Genomic DNA, 17,297 nt, shown 5'->3' on the forward strand with positions numbered 1-17,297 from the left:
TTACTTCCTTGTAATAACAGAGCGTGAAAGATAGTCACTGAGATATTTGAGCATCTCAGGTGCTTCGCGTAATGACGCTAATCCGAGACCTACGCTACCGTGCCCCCCGGAAAAGTCGAAGTTATCCAGATTGATATTGCAGAAGAAATTCAGTTTGCCGAAATCAAGATTTTCCAATTCAGCTCTGCTGAACCTTGCCAGTTTCTCGTCAGTCAGTTTTTCCTCCGCCGCCGGGCGAATCAAGCCGTCACAGTTGATCAACCGAGGGGTTCCATCTCGCCGCGGCCAGCCAGTAATGACAAACGTTCTAACCGAGTCTTCATTCTTGAAATGCGGCGGAGGTGCATCCAGCCAAATCTCCAGCCCCGGATAATTCTTTAGTTTCACAATCAACTCATCCGGCCAGTTGACGTGCCGATAACCGCGCTTATGGGGTTCGGTGGTTTCTTTTCTGGTAAAAAGCCCGGCATTCAATTTATAAAGCCGCCAGCTTTCGGGGATCGGTTCCATGCGCTGATCCTGGTACCGGTGCAGCCCCGTCCCGGTCCACCAGAACAGCCCCTTCAGAGCAATCGCCAGACACGCTTTCTTGTTCACCATTTCAGGCATGCCAACGTAAAACTCAGGAATCAGCGTCTTATCTATATAGGCGCCGCCTAATATCGGCACTTGCTGCATGCTCGCCAGTTTGTTCTGGCAAGCTTTCTCGTTTGCCTGGTGAATAGCCGCCGACTCGGCCGATTGTTCTTTGCGAATGTAAAATTCCGCTACGCAGTAACAGACATAAAAGAACAATCCATACTTCAATAGCCTTTTAAACCACTTGATCGCCCGCTTACGCGACTTCCTGGACATTTCAAACCTCCCGCTCAAACTGCGGAACGGTTGGTATTTCGTTATGCCCGGATACCGCGCTTGCAAAAACCTCAAAGTATTGGCTCACGCCCGATTCCACACTGAACCGACCTGCCGTCAACTTCGCGGCGCTGGCAAGACCATCGTACTCACCTGCCGACTTCAAAACCTTGCTTACACTTTTGGCAATTCCTTGATGGTCGAAGAAATCCACCAACACGCCATTAGCCCCATCGACAATGACTTCCCTTACCGGAGCCGTATCCGACGCAACAACCACACAACCGGACGCCATCGCCTCCAGTAACGACCACGACAAGACAAACGGATACGTCAAGTAAACATGGACTTTGGAACATGCGAGAACCGCGCGGTAAGTCTGGTAAGGAAGTTTCCCTGTGAAATGCACTCTGGAGTGATCGAAACTGACTTCTGCCTCCATTCTGCTGCGCCAATCCGGGTACCCGACCGGCTTACTCCCATAACTGACACCATCACCGCCAACCACGATGATCTGCGCATCGGGGCACTCGGCCTGAACAAGCGGGATCGCTCGCATGAAACTGTGAAAGCCGCGATAAGGCTCAAGGTTTCTGGCGACATAGGTAACGATTGGCTGTCCGGCTTTGAGCTCGATTCCATTGGGCAATCTGACTGCCCCGACTTTCGCCAGGTCAGAACTTTGAACCACACCTTCATGGATGACCCGAATCGCCGACCGGTAAGCGGCCGGAAACAGGCTGCGCTGCCACTGGGTAGGCGCGATTGCGATATCACATTGTTCAAGATTCAACAGATGCAGCGAGTTGAGCACGCGCAGCCGTGACGACTCTCTTGTAGCTCGGCGGAATTCAGGGTCGAACCCGCAATCGGCGCCCTGCGCTCGATAGTAATACTCGCAATAGTGAATCAGCGGCGTATCGGCATAGACGTCCTTGGCAAACAGCGTCTCTCCCCATCCGGGATGGGCAATAATCACGTCTGGCTGATAGCCCGAACGTTTCAGCCTGCCCAGAATTTCAAAAACCTTCTGCCCGTCGATCACCGCTTGTTCGTAGCGGATCAGATACGGGTGAATATTGCCGGGCGCTCGGCTGGTCGCTCGATATCGATGGACTTGCACACCGGCGACGCCCGATGCCGTGTCCCGGCCTATCGCCACAACCTCATCACCGCGCTCCAGCGCTGCCAGCACCACATGACGGAACTGACCGGGAAAATTTTGATGAATAACCAGTAGCTTCATAGCGCTGAACGTCCATTTTTCGCCGCTATCGAGCTGAGGATTGCTCGTCTCCTTCGGCATCCATGAACGCTAACAAACACCACGAAATGAAACTGTAGGACGCTTCCGGGATTGCCTTGGGAGATGGCCCACGGAACGCTTTTTCGCCGGGCAAAAAAAAGCGGCGCTTGATGCGCCGCTTGTTCGTTGCGGTGATTTACCAGCGGTTGCCACGGCCGTTGTAGTCACGGCGACCGCTGTGACGATCATAGTTGCCGCGACCCCGGTGGTCATTATCCCAACCGCCGCGACGGTGGCCGTCCCAGCGTCCGCGATCGTTGCCGTGCCAGCGACGGCTTTCGTAATGACGCGGGGCCGGTTGATAGTGCCGCGGCGCCTGGTAATAACGCGGTTGCTGGTAGTACCGCGGCGCTGGCTGGTAGTAGCGCGGCTGAGTGTAATAAGTGCCGCCGCTGCGGTAATAGGAGCCGCCACCGCTGTAATAGGCCGGTGCGGGTGATGTGTAGACCTCTGACCTGTAGTAGCTGTCTCCATAGGAATAAGGAACGCATCCGCCAAGGGAAAAAAGCATCACGGCAAGCAGTACGATTCGGCGATACATAGCGGCCTCCTGGACCGCGGGTTGGCCACACCAGCGACGCTGGCAGGCGACCGTCAGCAATTGCGTGACTGTCGAAGAATCAGACAGCGGTTTCAGAATCTGGTGCGTTCCTGCAACAAGTTGAAACAAGTGATTATGAAATCTTGTTTATCCGCAAAACTAGCGACCCGTGAAGCGTAAACGCGCTGCATGACGGTGCAACCACGCACCACCACGATGCGCCGTCGCTCGCCCCGCTCACCTCGGCAATCCAGCAGATCCCCGCCGCAGAGGCCTCGGCGCGACTTGGCACGCCTCTCGCTTTAGCAAACCCGTGCAGGAGTCATCACAGGTTCGCGGCACCACAATTTGCAATGGCTGACTAGGGTTCCGGCTCGCAATCGCGAGTGGCTGGTCCGAGAGTTGGCGACCTCCAGTTGAGGTTACACGGCGGGACAAAAGCCCGGGAGACAAGCCACCGTTCGCGGTGCCGCGTTGCCTTCCTGTCCGCCCTCGATCAACTGGAGAATCCGCAATGATCCGACTACGTTTCCCCGCCCTGCTCGCCGCCGCTTTCGCCGCGCTCATCAGCACGCAATCTTCCGCCGCCCAGAAAGACCACTTCAGCGTGTGCTGGACGATCTACGCCGGCTGGATGCCATGGGAATACGCCGGCAGCCAGGGCATCGTCGACAAATGGGCGAAGAAATACGGGATCAAGATCGACGTCGTGCAGCTCAACGACTACGTCGAATCAATCAACCAGTACACCGCCGGCCAGTTCGACGGCTGCACCATGACCAACATGGATGCGCTGACCATTCCCGCTGCCGGCGGCGTTGACAGCACCGCGTTGATCGTCAGCGATTTCTCCAATGGCAACGACGGCATCGTGCTCAAGGGTGAAGGCAAGAAAGTCGCTGATCTGAAAGGCATGGACGTCAATCTGGTCGAGCTGTCGGTCTCCCATTACCTGCTGGCCCGCGCGCTGGACTCGGTGGACCTGACCGAGAAAGACCTGAAGGTGGTCAACACCTCCGACGCCGACATTGCCGCCGCATTCAACACCGCCGACGTCAACGCCGTGACCACCTGGAACCCGATGCTCTCGGATATCAAAGCCAAACCCGGCGTCACCGAAGTGTTCAATTCCAGCCAGATTCCCGGCGAGATCATGGACATGATGGTGGTCAACAGCGCCACCCTCAAAGACAACCCTGCGCTCGGTAAAGCGCTGACCGGCGCGTGGTTCGAAGTGGTCGCTTTGATGAACGCAAAAAATGCTGCGAGCAAAGCTGCGCTGGAACACATGGCCAAGGCCTCGGGTACTGATCTCGCCGGCTTCCAGGCGCAACTGGACACCACAAAACTGTTCGCCACGCCGAGCGAAGCGCTGAATTTCGCCACCAGCAAACAACTGCCGGACACCATGCGCAAGGTCGCCGAGTTCTCCTTCGAGCACGGCCTGCTCGGCGAAGGCGCGAAAGACCCGAGCGCGGTCGGCATGTCTTTCGCCAACGGCGTGACCAGCGGCGACACCGCCAATCTCAAGCTGCGTTTCGATCCGACCTACGTGCAGATGGCCGCCGACGCCAAGCTGTAAGCCACGGAGGATTTGGCCATGCGCCTGATCAATCGCCACCCCGATCGCCCGAGTCGCCTGTTGCTGGTGATCCTGCCGTTCGCGCTGGTGCTGTTCGCCTACTTCACAGGCTCGGCCGAGCGCCTGGCGGACAACCCCAACGACAAACTGCTGCCCAGCGCCGTGCAGATGAGCGACGCGGTTAAACGCCTGGCCTTCAACGCCGACAGCCGCACCGGTGAATACCTGTTGTGGCAAGACACTGCGTCGAGTCTGCGCCGTTTGGCCATCGGCCTCGGCATCGCGGCGCTGGCAGGTCTTTGCCTCGGTATTGCGGCGGGCACCCTGCCGCTGTTCGGCGCGCCGTTTTCGCCGTTGCTGACGGTGCTGTCGATGGTGCCGCCGCTGGCGATCCTGCCGATTCTGTTCATCGTCTTCGGCCTGGGCGAGTTGTCGAAAGTCATGCTGATCGTGATTGGCATCACCCCGGCGCTGGCCCGGGATCTGGAACAGCGTGCCCGCGACATTCCGGTCGAACTGCTGATCAAGGCGCAGACCCTCGGCGCCTCGACCTGGACGCTGATGCTGCGCGTGGTCTTGCCGCAGCTGTTGCCGCGCTTGCTGATCTCGCTGCGTTTGATGCTCGGTTCGGCGTGGCTGTTCCTGATTGCCGCCGAAGCGATCGCCTCCACCGATGGCCTCGGCTATCGGATCTTTCTGGTGCGGCGCTACCTGGCCATGGACGTGATCCTGCCCTACGTGGTGTGGATCACCCTGCTCGCCTGGCTGATGGACTGGGGCTTGAAACAGCTGACCCAGCGCGCTTTCCCTTGGTACGAGGGAGCGGCGAAATGAGCTTCATCACAGTAAAAAACATCTGGCAGCAATACGCCGATCAAGTGGTTCTGGAAGGCTTGAACCTGAGCGTCAACGAAGGCGAGTTCTGCACCTTGGTCGGCGCCTCCGGTTGCGGCAAATCGACCTTCCTGCGCCTGCTGCTCGGCCAGGAAAGCGCCAGTCGCGGGGAGATTCTGCTCGACGGCCAGCCCTTGGCCAGCGAGCCGGATGCCAGCCGTGGCGTGGTCTTTCAACGCTACTCGGTGTTCCCGCACCTGAGCGTGCTCGACAACGTCGCCCTCGGTCTCGAATTGCCGCGCGCGCCCTTGCTTGGTCGGCTGTTCGGCAACGCCAAACGCGAGACTCGCGAGCAGGCTGCAGCCCTGCTGACAAAAGTCGGCCTCGGCCATGCGCTGGACAAGTACCCGGCACAGCTGTCCGGCGGCATGCAACAACGCTTGGCCATCGCTCAGGCGCTGATCATGAAACCGCGCGTGTTGCTGCTCGACGAGCCCTTCGGCGCGCTTGATCCGGGCATTCGCAAAGACATGCATGCGCTGCTGCTGGAGCTGTGGCGCGAGACGCAACTGACGGTGTTCATGGTCACCCACGACCTGTCCGAGGGCTTCAGCCTCGGCACGCGCCTGCTGGTGTTCGACAAGGTGCGCCTCGACCCGCACGCCCCCGGCGCCTATGGCGCACGCATCACTTACGACATCCCGTTGAACAGCGACCGCCGCGCCCAGCGCGCCGCCGTCGAGGCCCTGCCGCTGCCGCTGGCGGGCACCCTTCGCACTGCTTGAGAGGACTGCTCCAATGACTGATTCAATCCAACTCTTTCCACCCTTTGCTGAAGAACTGCTGCCCGGCGGCGGCCACCGTTCGTTCGTGCTCAAGCGCGGCCAATTGCTGCGCCTGACCGACCTGCGCGGCGGCGCCAATGTCAGCCTGACCTTGCTCAATGCCAATGAAAAAACCGAGCGGCTGAACCTGCCCGACAGCCTCAAATGCCAACACACCGCCAAGCTCACTGCCGGCCACTGCCTGTACTCGGACATGGGCCGCGTGCTCGCCGCGATCACCGCCGACACCTGCGGCTGGAGCGACAGCCTCGGCGGCGTGCTCTGCGCGCAAGAAGTCGCCGAAAAATACGGCCAGGGCCGCTACCAGGAACTGCGCAACGGCTTCTTTCGCAACGGCACCGACAACCTGCTGGTGGAACTCGGCAAGTGGGGCCTGGGCCTGTCCGACCTGCTGATGACCCTCAATCTGTTCAGCCGCGTGAACGTCGATGAGGCCGGGCGTTTCCACTTTGTCGAGGGCAATTCGAAGGCCGGTGACTACATCGAGCTATACGCGCCGATGGACACCCTGGTGGTGCTCACCGCCCTGCAACATCCGATGGACCCGTCCCCCGAATACGCCCCGAAACCCTTGAAGCTGAGCTGGATGAACGCCGACGCCAGCGTCGCCGAACACTGCCGCACTTCGCGCCCGGAAAACGAGCGCGGCTTCATCAACACCGACCGTTTGTTCGCCTGAGGATCGCAGCCATGTCACTCGCAATCGCCACTTCGCACAAGCAAGCCGACAGCGCGATCTACCGCGCGACCATTCCCGCCGGCGAGCCCTGGCTGATGGAAGTCAAGGCCGGGCAGACCCTGCGCATCCTCGATCTGGAAGGCAACCAGGCAGTCGACACTTTGTTCTACAGCCTCGCCAACCCCAAGGAACGCTACGACGTGCAACGCACCTTGCGCCGGCAGAACAGCGTCTACCTGAGCACCGGCAGCGTGCTGTATTCCAACCTCGGCCAGCCGATGCTGACCATCGTTGCCGACACTTGCGGGCGCCACGACACCCTCGGCGGCGCCTGCGCGCAAGAGAGCAACACCGTGCGCTACGCCCTGGAAAAACGCTACATGCACAGCTGCCGCGACAACTACCTGCGCGCCTGCGCCCACGACGGCCGATTGAGCAAGAGCGACATCGGGCCGAACATCAATTTCTTCATGAACGTGCCAGTGACGGCGGATGGCGGGCTGACCTTCGAGGACGGTATTTCCGCGCCGGGCAAGTACGTCGACTTGCGCGCCGAGATGGATGTGATCGTGCTGATTTCCAACTGCCCGCAGCTGAACAATCCATGCAATGCCTACAACCCGACCCCGGCGGAGTTGCTGGTATGGAACTGACCATCAGCCGTTTACGCCGTTGGCTTTTTGCCCTGTGCCAGGCGCGTTCCGGGCAGTGCCTGAAACCTTCAAGGCACTGATAGTCCTGTGGGAGCTGGCTTGCCAGCGATTGCGGTGTTTCAGTCACCAACAATGTTGGATGTGCCGACCTCATCGCTGGCAAGCCAGCTCCCACAGGAGTTTGCGGTGAGTTTGAGTGATGTTTTTTCCATCCGGGACGGCCCGGATGTCTGTCGAAAAACAGCGGGACGGCCCGCTCCCCCTTCAGGGGTTATGCCATGTTCGAAAAAATCCTTATCGCCAACCGAGGCGCGATTGCCTGTCGCATCCTGCGCACGATCAACGTGCTGAAGGCCCAAGGCGTCGCCGTGTACTCAGAAGCCGATGCTGCCAGCCTGCACATCTCCCAGGCCGCTGAAGCGCACAGCCTCGGCGAAGGCGCGGCGTCCGCGACCTATCTGGCGGTCGACAAAATCCTCGCTATCGCCAAACAACGCGGCGCCACGGCGATTCATCCCGGCTACGGATTTCTCTCCGAGAACGCAGCGTTCGCCGAAGCCTGCGAAGCGCAGGGCATCGCCTTCATCGGGCCGACGCCGGAGCAATTGCGGGTGTTCGGCCTCAAGCACACTGCTCGCGCGTTGGCCAAACAGCACGGCGTACCGATGCTCGAAGGCACCGACCTGCTCGACAGCCTCGATTGCGCGCTGAGTGCCGCCGAACAGGTCGGCTACCCGGTGATGCTGAAAAGCACCGCTGGCGGCGGTGGCATCGGCATGCGCGTGTGCCGCAGCGCCAGTGAATTGAGCGAGTCGTTCGAAGCGGTGAAACGCCTCGGCCAGAACAACTTCAGCGACGCCGGGGTGTTCATCGAGAAGTACATCGAACGCGCGCGGCATCTGGAAGTGCAGGTGTTCGGCGACGGCTGCGGTGACGTCATCGCTCTCGGCGTGCGCGACTGCTCGGTGCAGCGGCGCAACCAGAAAGTCCTCGAAGAAACCCCGGCGCCAAACCTGCCAGAAGGCATGGCCGATGAGCTGTGCGCAGCGGCGATCAAACTGGCGCAAGCGGTGAATTACCGCAGCGCCGGCACCGTCGAATTCGTCTTCGACAGCGAAGCCCAGCGCTTCTATTTTCTCGAAGTGAACACGCGGTTGCAGGTCGAGCACGGCGTCACCGAACAGGTGTGGGACGTGGACCTGGTGCGCTGGATGATCGAGCTGGCCGCTGGTGATCTGCCGCCGCTGAACGAGTTGTATCAAGGCCTGGAACCGCAGGGCCATGCGATTCAGGCACGTCTGTATGCGGAAGATCCGGGGCGTGATTTCCAGCCGAGCCCGGGCCTGCTGACCGCTGTGCAGTTTCCGCCCGCCAACGGCGTTGAGTTGCGTATCGACACCTGGGTCGAGGCCGGCGTGGAAATCCCGCCGTATTTCGATCCGATGATCGCCAAGCTCATCGCGTGGGCGCCGAGTCGCGAACAGGCTCGCGCCGAACTCCATCAGGCACTGGGCGCTAGCCTGCTGTATGGCGTGGAAACCAACCGCGATTACCTGCGCCAGATTCTGCTCGATGCTCCATTCGCCAGCGGCCAGCCGTGGACCCGTTGCCTGGAAAATCTGCTCTATCACGCCAATACCTTCGAAGTGCTCAGCGCCGGCACGCAAACCAGTGTGCAGGACTACCCCGGACGCCTCAGCTATTGGGCCGTCGGCGTGCCTCCGTCGGGGCCGATGGACAGCCGAGCGCTGCGCCTGGGCAATCGTCTGCTCGGCAATGAACAAGGCGCCGCCGCACTGGAAATCACCATGAGCGGGCCGATCCTGCGCTTCAATTGTGACGCGGTGGTCGCGGTGACCGGCGCGCCGATTGCCTTGAGCCTTGACGCTGAACCGGTGCCGATGAACACCGCGCTGCTCATCCCGGCCGGCGCGACATTGCAACTGGGCAGCATCAGCGGCGCCGGCGCGCGCAGTTATCTGTGCCTGCGCGGCGGCGTGCAGGTGCCGGATTATCTGGGCAGCAAAAGTACCTTCACCCTCGGCCAGTTCGGCGGGCATGGCGGACGGGCGTTAAGGGCCGGTGACGTGTTGCATGTGCCGGCATTGGCCGACCACAGCGCCGGCCAGCAACTGGCCGAACAGCACATCACTGCGCTGCCGAGCGTGCGCCAGATCCGGGTGATCTACGGTCCGCACGGCGCACCGGAATACTTCAGCGAAAACTACATCGCCACGTTCTTCGCGACCCAGTGGGAAGTGCATTTCAACTCCAGCCGCACCGGTGTGCGCCTGATCGGACCGAAACCTGAGTGGGTGCGTGAGGATGGCGGTGAAGCGGGTCTGCACCCGTCGAACATCCATGACAATCCGTATGCGATTGGTGCGGTGGATTTCACCGGGGACATGCCGGTGATCCTCGGCCCGGATGGCCCGAGCCTGGGTGGGTTTGTCTGCCCGGTGACGGTGATCGAGGCGGACCTGTGGCAGCTGGGGCAGCTCAAGGCGGGCGATAAAATTCAGTTCATTCCCGTCTCTCTGGCTGACGCCCGCGATCTTGCTCTGAAATGGGATGCCCCCTGTGGGAGCGAGCCTGCTCGCGAAAGCGTCGCCCCAGACAAATCGATATTGACTGACACGGCCTCTTCGCGAGCAGGCTCGCTCCCACAGGATTTGGTGTCGCCTGTGGTGTTGGCGTTGGGCCAAGGCGATCAGCGACTTGTTGCACGGGTTTCTGGTGACACTCATCTACTGCTGGAAATCGGCGCGCCGGAGCTTGATCTGGTCCTGCGCTTTCGCGCCCACGCGCTGATGCAGGCGCTGGAAAGCCAAGCCCTGCATGGTGTGATCGACCTCACGCCGGGCATTCGCTCGCTGCAAGTGCACTACCAGCCGGAGCAACTGCCGCTGGCCGATCTGCTCGACATCATCGCCGGCGAATGGGACGCGGTGTGCGCCGCCAAGGACTTGCAAGTGCCGTCGCGCATCGTGCATCTGCCGCTGTCGTGGGACGACCCGGCCTGCCAGTTGGCGATCGACAAATACATGACCACCGTGCGCAAGGACGCACCGTGGTGCCCGAGCAATCTGGAGTTCATCCGGCGCATCAACGACCTGCCGAATCTCGACGAAGTGCAGCGCACGGTGTTCGATGCGAGCTATCTGGTGATGGGCCTTGGCGATGTTTACCTCGGCGCGCCGGTAGCCACCCCGCTCGACCCGCGTCATCGTCTGGTGACCACCAAGTACAACCCGGCACGTACCTGGACCGCCGAAAATTCGGTCGGCATCGGCGGGGCCTACATGTGCGTGTACGGCATGGAAGGCCCGGGCGGTTATCAGTTTGTCGGGCGCACTCTGCAGATGTGGAATCGCTATCGCGAAGTCGCCGCGTTCGATGGCAAACCGTGGCTGCTGCGCTTCTTCGATCAGATCCGTTTCTACCCGGTCAGCGCCGAAGAACTTCTGCGCATCCGCCGCGATTTCCCGCTGGGGCGCTTCGATCTGAACATCGAACACAGCCAACTCGACCTCGCCGACTATCAGGCGTTTCTCAGTCAGCAAGCCGAGGGCATCAGCGCTTTCCGTGCGCAGCAACAGGGCGCGTTCAAGGCTGAACGCGAACGCTGGATCGCCAGTGGCCAGGCGCATTTCGACAGCGAAGAAGCCGTGCCTGACGCCAGCGAAGAAGCACCGCTGCAAAGCGGTGAACACAGCGTCGACAGCCACATCGCCGGCAATCTCTGGCAGGTGCAGGTCGAGGCCGGCCAGCGCGTCGCGGCGGGCGATGTGCTGGTGATTCTCGAGTCGATGAAGATGGAAATCCCTGTGCTCGCGCCGCTGGCCGGTGTGGTGCGAGAGATCCGCGTGCAACCCGGTTCGGCGGTGCGTGCCGGACAACGGGTGGTGGTGCTGGAACTCGACTGAAGCCATTTCTGAAAAGGATCAACCGATGAATCTGCAACTCGATGCACTGCGCCAGGCCTATCGCAATGGCGACGCCACACCGCGCCAACTGCTGCTGCAATTGCGCGAAAAAGCCGCTGCCCTGAATCCCGACTATCACCTGTTCATCCACCTGCTCAGCGTCGATGAACTGGAGCCGTATCTGGCCGCCCTCGACGGTCGTGACCTCGACAGCCTGCCGCTGTATGGCGTGCCGTTTGCGATCAAGGACAACATCGATCTGGCCGGCATTCCCACCACCGCCGCGTGCCCGGCGTTTGCCTATGTGCCGCAGCGGTCGGCAACAATCGTCGAGCAACTGATGGCGCTGGGGGCGATACCGCTGGGCAAGACCAATCTTGACCAGTTTGCCACCGGCCTCAATGGCAGCCGCTCGCCTTATGGTGCGTGCCCGAACAGCGTTTTGCCCGAATATCCGTCTGGCGGCTCCAGCGCCGGCTCGTCGCTGGCGGTAGCGTTGGGCGTGGCGAGTTTTGCCTTGGGCACTGACACCGCCGGTTCCGGGCGGGTGCCGGCGGCGCTGAATAATCTGGTGGGCTTGAAGGCGAGCAAGGGCCTGATTTCCACCGCTGGCGTGCTGCCGGCGTGCCGCACGCTGGACTGCGTGACCACTTTCACCGCCACCGCCCGCGAGGCCAGTCAGTTGCTGGCGTTGACGGCAAAACACGATCCCCGCGATGAGTACAGCCGGCCCAACCCGGCATGGAACGACAGCTCGGCGTTCGGCACGCCGCGGCCGTTTCGCTTCGGTGTGCCACGGGCACAGGATCTGGAGTTTTTCGGTTGCAGCGAGGGGCCGCAACTGTTCGCAGCGGCCATCGAACGGCTCAAGGCCTTGGGTGGCGAACCCGTCGAGCTGGACCTGTCGCCGTTTCTCGAAGCAGCGCGCCTGCTCTACGACGGGCCGTGGGTCGCCGAGCGTTACAGCGTCACCGGTGAGCTGATGGAGCAGAATCCCGAAGCGGTGCTGCCGGTGATCCGTGCGGTGCTGGCCAAGGCTCCGGCAGTGACCGGCGTGCAGACCTTTCGCGCGCAATATCGATTGCAGGCGCTGAAGGCCCTCTGCGACGAGGCCCTGGAAAATCTCGACTGCGTACTGACGCCGACCATCGGCCGCCCAGTGACCCTGGCCGAGCTTGCGGCCGAGCCGGTGCTGCGCAATTCCGAACTCGGCTATTACACCAACTTCATGAACCTGCTCGACTACGCCGCCGTCGCCGTGCCGACCGCGTTCATGAGCAACGGTTTGCCGTGGGGCGTGACGTTGTTCGGGCGGGTGTTTACCGATCAATACCTGTTGGGCGTGGCGGATGCCTTGCAGCGCCAGCAGGACAGTGCCCTGCCAGCTCCGGCGAACGCTGCGCGCAACGACCGCGCTCGATTGGTGGTGTGTGGCGCGCACCTGCAAGGGCTAGCGTTGAACTGGCAACTGACCCAGCGCGGCGGGCGCTTGCTGGAAACCACGTTCAGTTCGCCGGACTATCGACTGCACGCCCTCGCCGGCGGCCCGCCATTGCGGCCGGGGATGGTACGGGTCAAGGACGGCGGCGTGGCGATTGCCGTGGAGGTCTGGGAGTTGCCGAGCAGCGAGCTGGGCTCGTTTCTCACCGGAATTCCGGCGCCGCTCGGGTTGGGCAAGGTGCAACTGGCGGATGGGCGCTGGGAGAGCGGGTTTATCTGTGAGCCGTATGGGCTGGAGGGTGCGGTGGATATCAGTCATTTCGGGGGATGGCGGGCATATCTGGCATCCCGGGGCTGATCCGAAAGCTCGCCCTCACCCTGGCCCTCTCCCCCAGGAGAGGGCCAAGGTGAGGTGACTGTCCATCGGTTGCCATTGGCTGATACCGAGTCGATCACAGATTTTCCATCACCCACAATCCAGCTCCCTCTCCCCCGGGAGAGGGCTGGGGTGAGGGGCTGCGATTTCCCTGACACACCGCTACGTCATATCCCCCGCCATTTCAGGCACAAATCCCGCAGTGTTTTCCCGACCATCCCACTAGAATGCATCCCATCGGGCCACTGCCAACGGATCTGCCATGCCGCTTCGTTCTCCCTTGTACTCGCAACGTTCACTGGTGCTCACCCTGGTCGCCCTGCTCGGCGCCGGCTTTCTCGCCACGTCACTGTTGAGCTACTTCGCCTCCCGCGCGTCGATCCGCGACAACATCGTCAACACCGAACTGCCACTGACCTCCGATACGGTCTATTCGGAAATCCAGAAAGACCTGGTCCGGCCGATCCTGATTTCCTCAATGATGTCCCGTGACACGTTCATGCGCGACTGGGTGGTCAACGGCGAGCAGAATCCCGAGCAGATGACCCGCTATCTCGACGAGGTCATGACCCATTACGGCGCCTACACGGCGTTCTTCGTTTCCAATGCCACGCTCACCTACTACCACGCCAAAGGCGTGCTCAAGCAGGTCAAAGTCGACGAGCCGCGCGACACCTGGTACTTCCGCGTGCGCGACATGCAGGACCCGTACGAGATCAACGTCGACCCGGATCTGGCCAACAAGGACAACCTGACGTTCTTCATCAACTACAAGGTCTACGACTACCACAACCGCTTTATCGGCGCCGCGGGCGTGGGCCTGACGGTGGATGCAGTGATCAAGCTGATCGACAAGTATCAACAGCGCTATCAACGCAGCGTGTACTTCGTCGATACCTTCGGCCGCCTCGTATTGACCGGTGCCGAGGGTGGCCCGGAAGGCGCGCACATCGGCCAGAGTCTTGGCGAACTGGAGAGCATGAAAAGTCTGGTCAGCCAATTGCCCAAGCCACACAGCGGCAGCTACGAATATTCCACTCAGGGCCAGGGGCATTTTCTCAACGTGCGGTTTATCCCCGAGTTGAACTGGTACCTGTTCGTCGATAAACGTGAGGACGGCGCGCTGAGCGAGATCCGCCAGTCGCTGTACCTCAATCTGCTGATCTGCCTGCTGGTGACGTTGATCGTGCTGGCCTTGCTCAATCGAGTGATCAAGCGCTTCCAGGCGAAGATTCAGGCGCACGCCACCCTCGACAGTCTCACCGAACTGCCGAATCGACGTGGCTTCGACATCCTCGCCGCGCAGGCGCTGCACGAGGCCCAACGGGAAACCAAGCCGCTGACCGCGTTGCTGCTCGACCTCGACCACTTCAAAGCCTTGAACGACACCTACGGACACATGGCCGGCGATCAGGTGTTGATCGGTTTCGCCCGCGACCTGCAAAGTTGCCTGCGCCACGCCGACATCGTCTGCCGCTGGGGCGGTGAAGAGTTCATCGTTCTGTTGAAAGACACCGACGGCGAGACCGGGCAGAAAATCGCCGAGAAGATCCGCCAGCACGTCGAGCAACACGAATATGCCTACGATGGCCACAGCCTGCATCTGACCGTGAGCATCGGCGCCACCACCGTGCAACGCGATGACACCTTGCACACTCTGCTGTCGCGGGCCGATCATGCGATGTACCGCGCCAAGCAAACCGGGCGCAACTGCACCTGCATGGAAATGCCGCACTCGACCTATGCCTGATAACGACGTCAAACCCGACCACTGCCCGGCCTGCGGCGCCCGCAACGATTGCAGCCTCGCCGACCCGCGCACCGCCGACCGCGAATGCTGGTGCTATGGCGTGACCATCGAGCCGGCGGTGCTCGACGCGCTGCCGGCCGCGCTGCGCAATCAAGCCTGCCTGTGCCCGCGCTGCGCACAGGTCGAAGCGCAACTGCAAGCAGGTCGGCGGCCGATCCCGTAAGATGCGCGGCCCTTCGTCCGTTGAATTCTGACCATGCGCGTCGACCGCTTCCTCAGCAATCTGCCCCGCTACAACCGTCAGCAGGTGCGCTTGTTGCTGGTGGAAAAGCGCGTGCGGATTGACGGAAAAGTCGTCAGCGACCCGCACAGTGAGGTGCTGGAATTCAGCCGGGTCGAAGTCGACGATGAGGTGCTGCAGAGCGGCAAACCGGCGCGCTATTTCATGCTGCACAAACCCCCGGGCTGCGTCAGTGCCACCCGCGATCCGCAGCATGCGACCGTGCTCGACCTGCTCGATGAACCGCACAAGGACGATCTGCACATCGCCGGACGTCTGGATTTCAATACCACCGGGCTGCTGCTGATCACCAATGACGGCGCCTGGTCGCGACGCCTGACGCAGCCGCAAACCAAACTGCCGAAGGTCTATTACGTCGAAACCGAACAGCACATCGACCCCAGCTACGCGCTGAAATTTGCCGAGGGCATCTACTTCGCTTTCGAAGATCTGACCACGCAACCGGCGCAGCTTGAGCTGCTCGGCCCACGCTCCGCACGGCTGAGCATCGTTGAAGGCCGCTACCATCAGGTCAAGCGCATGTTTGGCTTCTTCAACAACAAAGTCCTGCGCCTGCACCGCGAATCCATCGGCGAACTGACCCTCGATCACGCGCTAAAACCGGGCGAATACCGCGCTTTGCGCACCGAAGAGATTCATTTGTTCTAAGCCGGCGACCGCTCAGCCGAAGTTGTCGAACAATTCGCCGACGGCACTTGCGTGATCCTGAGTCCCCTGCTTGAATCAGGACGTCGGCCGAAATGTGACCGATGAGTCACCACATACTTCCAAGAAACTTTTTGTCGGTCGTCTGCCCTCAAGGGCTGCGCCTCAGCCGGCAATCTGCCCGCCAATAACAACACCCGTCGACCTGCCGTACCGGATCGACATGGGCCAGCAAATTTCAGGCGTATGCCTACCTGTCACAAAGCTCGTGCAATCTCGATTGCGCGCATACCCGCTTGCTTGCCAGGAGTCTTATGACATGAGGCCAGAAATCGCTGTGCTGGATATACAGGGTCAGTATCGGGTTTACACGGAGTTCTATCGCGCAGACGCCGCAGAAAAGACCATCATTCTGGTCAACGGCTCGATGGCCACGACTGCGTCGTTTGCACAGACCGTGAAAAACCTGCACCCGCAATTCAACGTGGTCTGCTATGACCAGCCCTACGCGGGTCGGTCAAAAGCCCACAACCGGCATGAGAAACATCTGACGAAGGAAGTCGAAGGGCAGATTCTGCTGGAGCTGATCGATCACTTCGCCGCCGAACACGTGCTGTCCTTCTCCTGGGGCGGCGCCGCCACTCTGGTCGCCCTCGCCCAGCAACCGCGGCGCATTGAAAAAGCCGTGATCAGCTCGTTCTCCCCGGTAATCAATGCGCACATGCTCGATTACCTTGAGCGCGGCGTCGATTACCTCGGCAGCCGCGACGGCGACCGGGTCGGCCATCTGGTCAACAACACCATCGGCAAACACCTGCCGTCGCTGTTCAAGCGCTTCAACTATCGACATGTCAGCAGCCTCGCCGAGCATGAGTACGGGCAGATGCACTTTCACATCAACGACGTACTGCACAGCGATCGCCAGTGCTATCTGAATGCGGCGAAAAAGATCAACGTGCCGGTGCTGTTCCTGAATGGCGAATGGGACGAATACACCGCTGCTGAAGACGCACGCCTGTTTGGCAATCACGTAGCGCACAGCAGCTTCACCACCCTGCAAGCCACCGGGCACTTCCTCGACATGGAGCACAAGGCCGCTTGCCGCGACAGCCAGAACGCTCTGCTCGGCTTCCTGAAACCTGCGCCGCAAGCCAGCCGAACGCGCTACTCGTTTGTGCAGGATCACCATGCCCTGGCCATTTGAAACAGCGTCATCGCGGGCAAGGCTGCAAGCTTGAAGTGCCTGATGCACCGGCGCAGCCCTTGCTCGCGATCGACCGATTTCTGCGCGGCAAAGCCCTCGCAGAGAAAAGAAAACTTCAAATCCGTGGCCGAGTCTGGTACAAAGTCAGCCGCTCTGAGCGGGTATAGTTTAGTGGTAGAACGAAAGCTTCCCAAGCTTTAGATGAGGGTTCGATTCCCTCTACCCGCTCCACCGAATATTGATCTCGCGTTGTGTTGTCTGACGGGGGATGCAGGAATAGAAAAAAACGGCCTTGATGGCCGTTTTTTTTGTGTCTGGAAGTTGAAGCGTGCTGGCGGTGAAGACTTCCGGAAAATTGCT

The 17,297-nt window shown here is 60.8% G+C and carries 14 protein-coding genes, 1 tRNA gene and 1 riboswitch; of the genes, 12 read left to right on the forward strand and 3 right to left on the reverse strand.

Annotation, left to right across the window (positions count from 1 at the left end):
* The 3 genes from KVG85_RS13860 to KVG85_RS13870 form a co-directional block, all read right to left on the reverse strand.
* The gene (locus KVG85_RS13860) at positions 1-855 is read right to left on the reverse strand and encodes a hypothetical protein (RefSeq protein WP_217864144.1); all 855 of its coding nucleotides are present in this window, start codon (positions 853-855) and stop codon (positions 1-3) included.
* A gap of 1 nt (position 856) precedes the next feature.
* Positions 857-2,101, reverse strand: coding sequence for a glycosyltransferase family 4 protein (locus KVG85_RS13865; RefSeq protein ID WP_217864145.1), 1,245 nt, complete (start codon positions 2,099-2,101; stop codon positions 857-859).
* A 196-nt stretch (positions 2,102-2,297) separates the two neighbouring features.
* Complete coding sequence (locus KVG85_RS13870; RefSeq protein ID WP_016771286.1) at positions 2,298-2,702, reverse strand: hypothetical protein; 405 nt, start codon at positions 2,700-2,702, stop codon at positions 2,298-2,300.
* A 350-nt stretch (positions 2,703-3,052) separates the two neighbouring features.
* Positions 3,053-3,153: riboswitch (guanidine-I (ykkC/yxkD leader) on the forward strand.
* A gap of 63 nt (positions 3,154-3,216) precedes the next feature.
* On the opposite strand from KVG85_RS13870, the gene KVG85_RS13875 reads away from it, so the two are divergent.
* The 12 genes from KVG85_RS13875 (at position 3,217) to KVG85_RS13930 (ending at position 17,168) form a co-directional block, all read left to right on the forward strand.
* Entirely contained in the window at positions 3,217-4,284 is a 1,068-nt protein-coding gene (locus tag KVG85_RS13875) for a putative urea ABC transporter substrate-binding protein (RefSeq protein WP_151552809.1), read from the forward strand.
* An 18-nt stretch (positions 4,285-4,302) separates the two neighbouring features.
* On the forward strand, positions 4,303-5,118 hold the full coding sequence (locus tag KVG85_RS13880) for an ABC transporter permease (protein WP_122505802.1): 816 nt from the start codon (positions 4,303-4,305) through the stop codon (positions 5,116-5,118).
* Positions 5,115-5,903 (forward strand): ABC transporter ATP-binding protein, encoded by a 789-nt coding sequence (locus tag KVG85_RS13885; RefSeq protein ID WP_122505801.1) that lies wholly within the window; start codon positions 5,115-5,117, stop codon positions 5,901-5,903. Before KVG85_RS13880 ends, KVG85_RS13885 begins: the two co-directional genes overlap by 4 nt.
* 13 nt (positions 5,904-5,916) lie before the next feature.
* Positions 5,917-6,642, forward strand: coding sequence for an urea amidolyase associated protein UAAP1 (locus KVG85_RS13890; RefSeq protein ID WP_122505800.1), 726 nt, complete (start codon positions 5,917-5,919; stop codon positions 6,640-6,642).
* An 11-nt stretch (positions 6,643-6,653) separates the two neighbouring features.
* Positions 6,654-7,295, forward strand: a complete 642-nt coding sequence (locus tag KVG85_RS13895) for an urea amidolyase associated protein UAAP2 (RefSeq protein WP_016771291.1) — start codon at positions 6,654-6,656, stop codon at positions 7,293-7,295.
* 278 nt (positions 7,296-7,573) lie between these two features.
* Complete coding sequence (uca, locus tag KVG85_RS13900; protein ID WP_217864146.1) at positions 7,574-11,221, forward strand: urea carboxylase; 3,648 nt, start codon at positions 7,574-7,576, stop codon at positions 11,219-11,221.
* 25 nt (positions 11,222-11,246) lie between these two features.
* Entirely contained in the window at positions 11,247-13,019 is a 1,773-nt protein-coding gene (atzF, locus tag KVG85_RS13905) for an allophanate hydrolase (protein WP_217864147.1), read from the forward strand.
* A gap of 280 nt (positions 13,020-13,299) precedes the next feature.
* Positions 13,300-14,787, forward strand: coding sequence for a sensor domain-containing diguanylate cyclase (locus KVG85_RS13910; protein ID WP_122505797.1), 1,488 nt, complete (start codon positions 13,300-13,302; stop codon positions 14,785-14,787).
* Positions 14,780-15,010 (forward strand): cysteine-rich CWC family protein, encoded by a 231-nt coding sequence (locus tag KVG85_RS13915; protein WP_073473113.1) that lies wholly within the window; start codon positions 14,780-14,782, stop codon positions 15,008-15,010. The genes KVG85_RS13910 and KVG85_RS13915 overlap by 8 nt, the downstream gene beginning before the upstream one ends.
* 33 nt (positions 15,011-15,043) lie before the next feature.
* Positions 15,044-15,736, forward strand: a complete 693-nt coding sequence (locus KVG85_RS13920; RefSeq protein ID WP_122752010.1) for a pseudouridine synthase — start codon at positions 15,044-15,046, stop codon at positions 15,734-15,736.
* A gap of 316 nt (positions 15,737-16,052) precedes the next feature.
* Complete coding sequence (locus KVG85_RS13925) at positions 16,053-16,937, forward strand: alpha/beta fold hydrolase (protein WP_076566363.1); 885 nt, start codon at positions 16,053-16,055, stop codon at positions 16,935-16,937.
* A 157-nt stretch (positions 16,938-17,094) separates the two neighbouring features.
* Positions 17,095-17,168, forward strand: a tRNA-Gly gene (locus tag KVG85_RS13930).
* Positions 17,169-17,297: the final 129 nt, after the last annotated feature.

The organism is Pseudomonas triticicola (genome assembly GCF_019145375.1).
Taxonomy (GTDB): Bacteria; Pseudomonadota; Gammaproteobacteria; order Pseudomonadales; family Pseudomonadaceae; genus Aquipseudomonas; species Aquipseudomonas triticicola.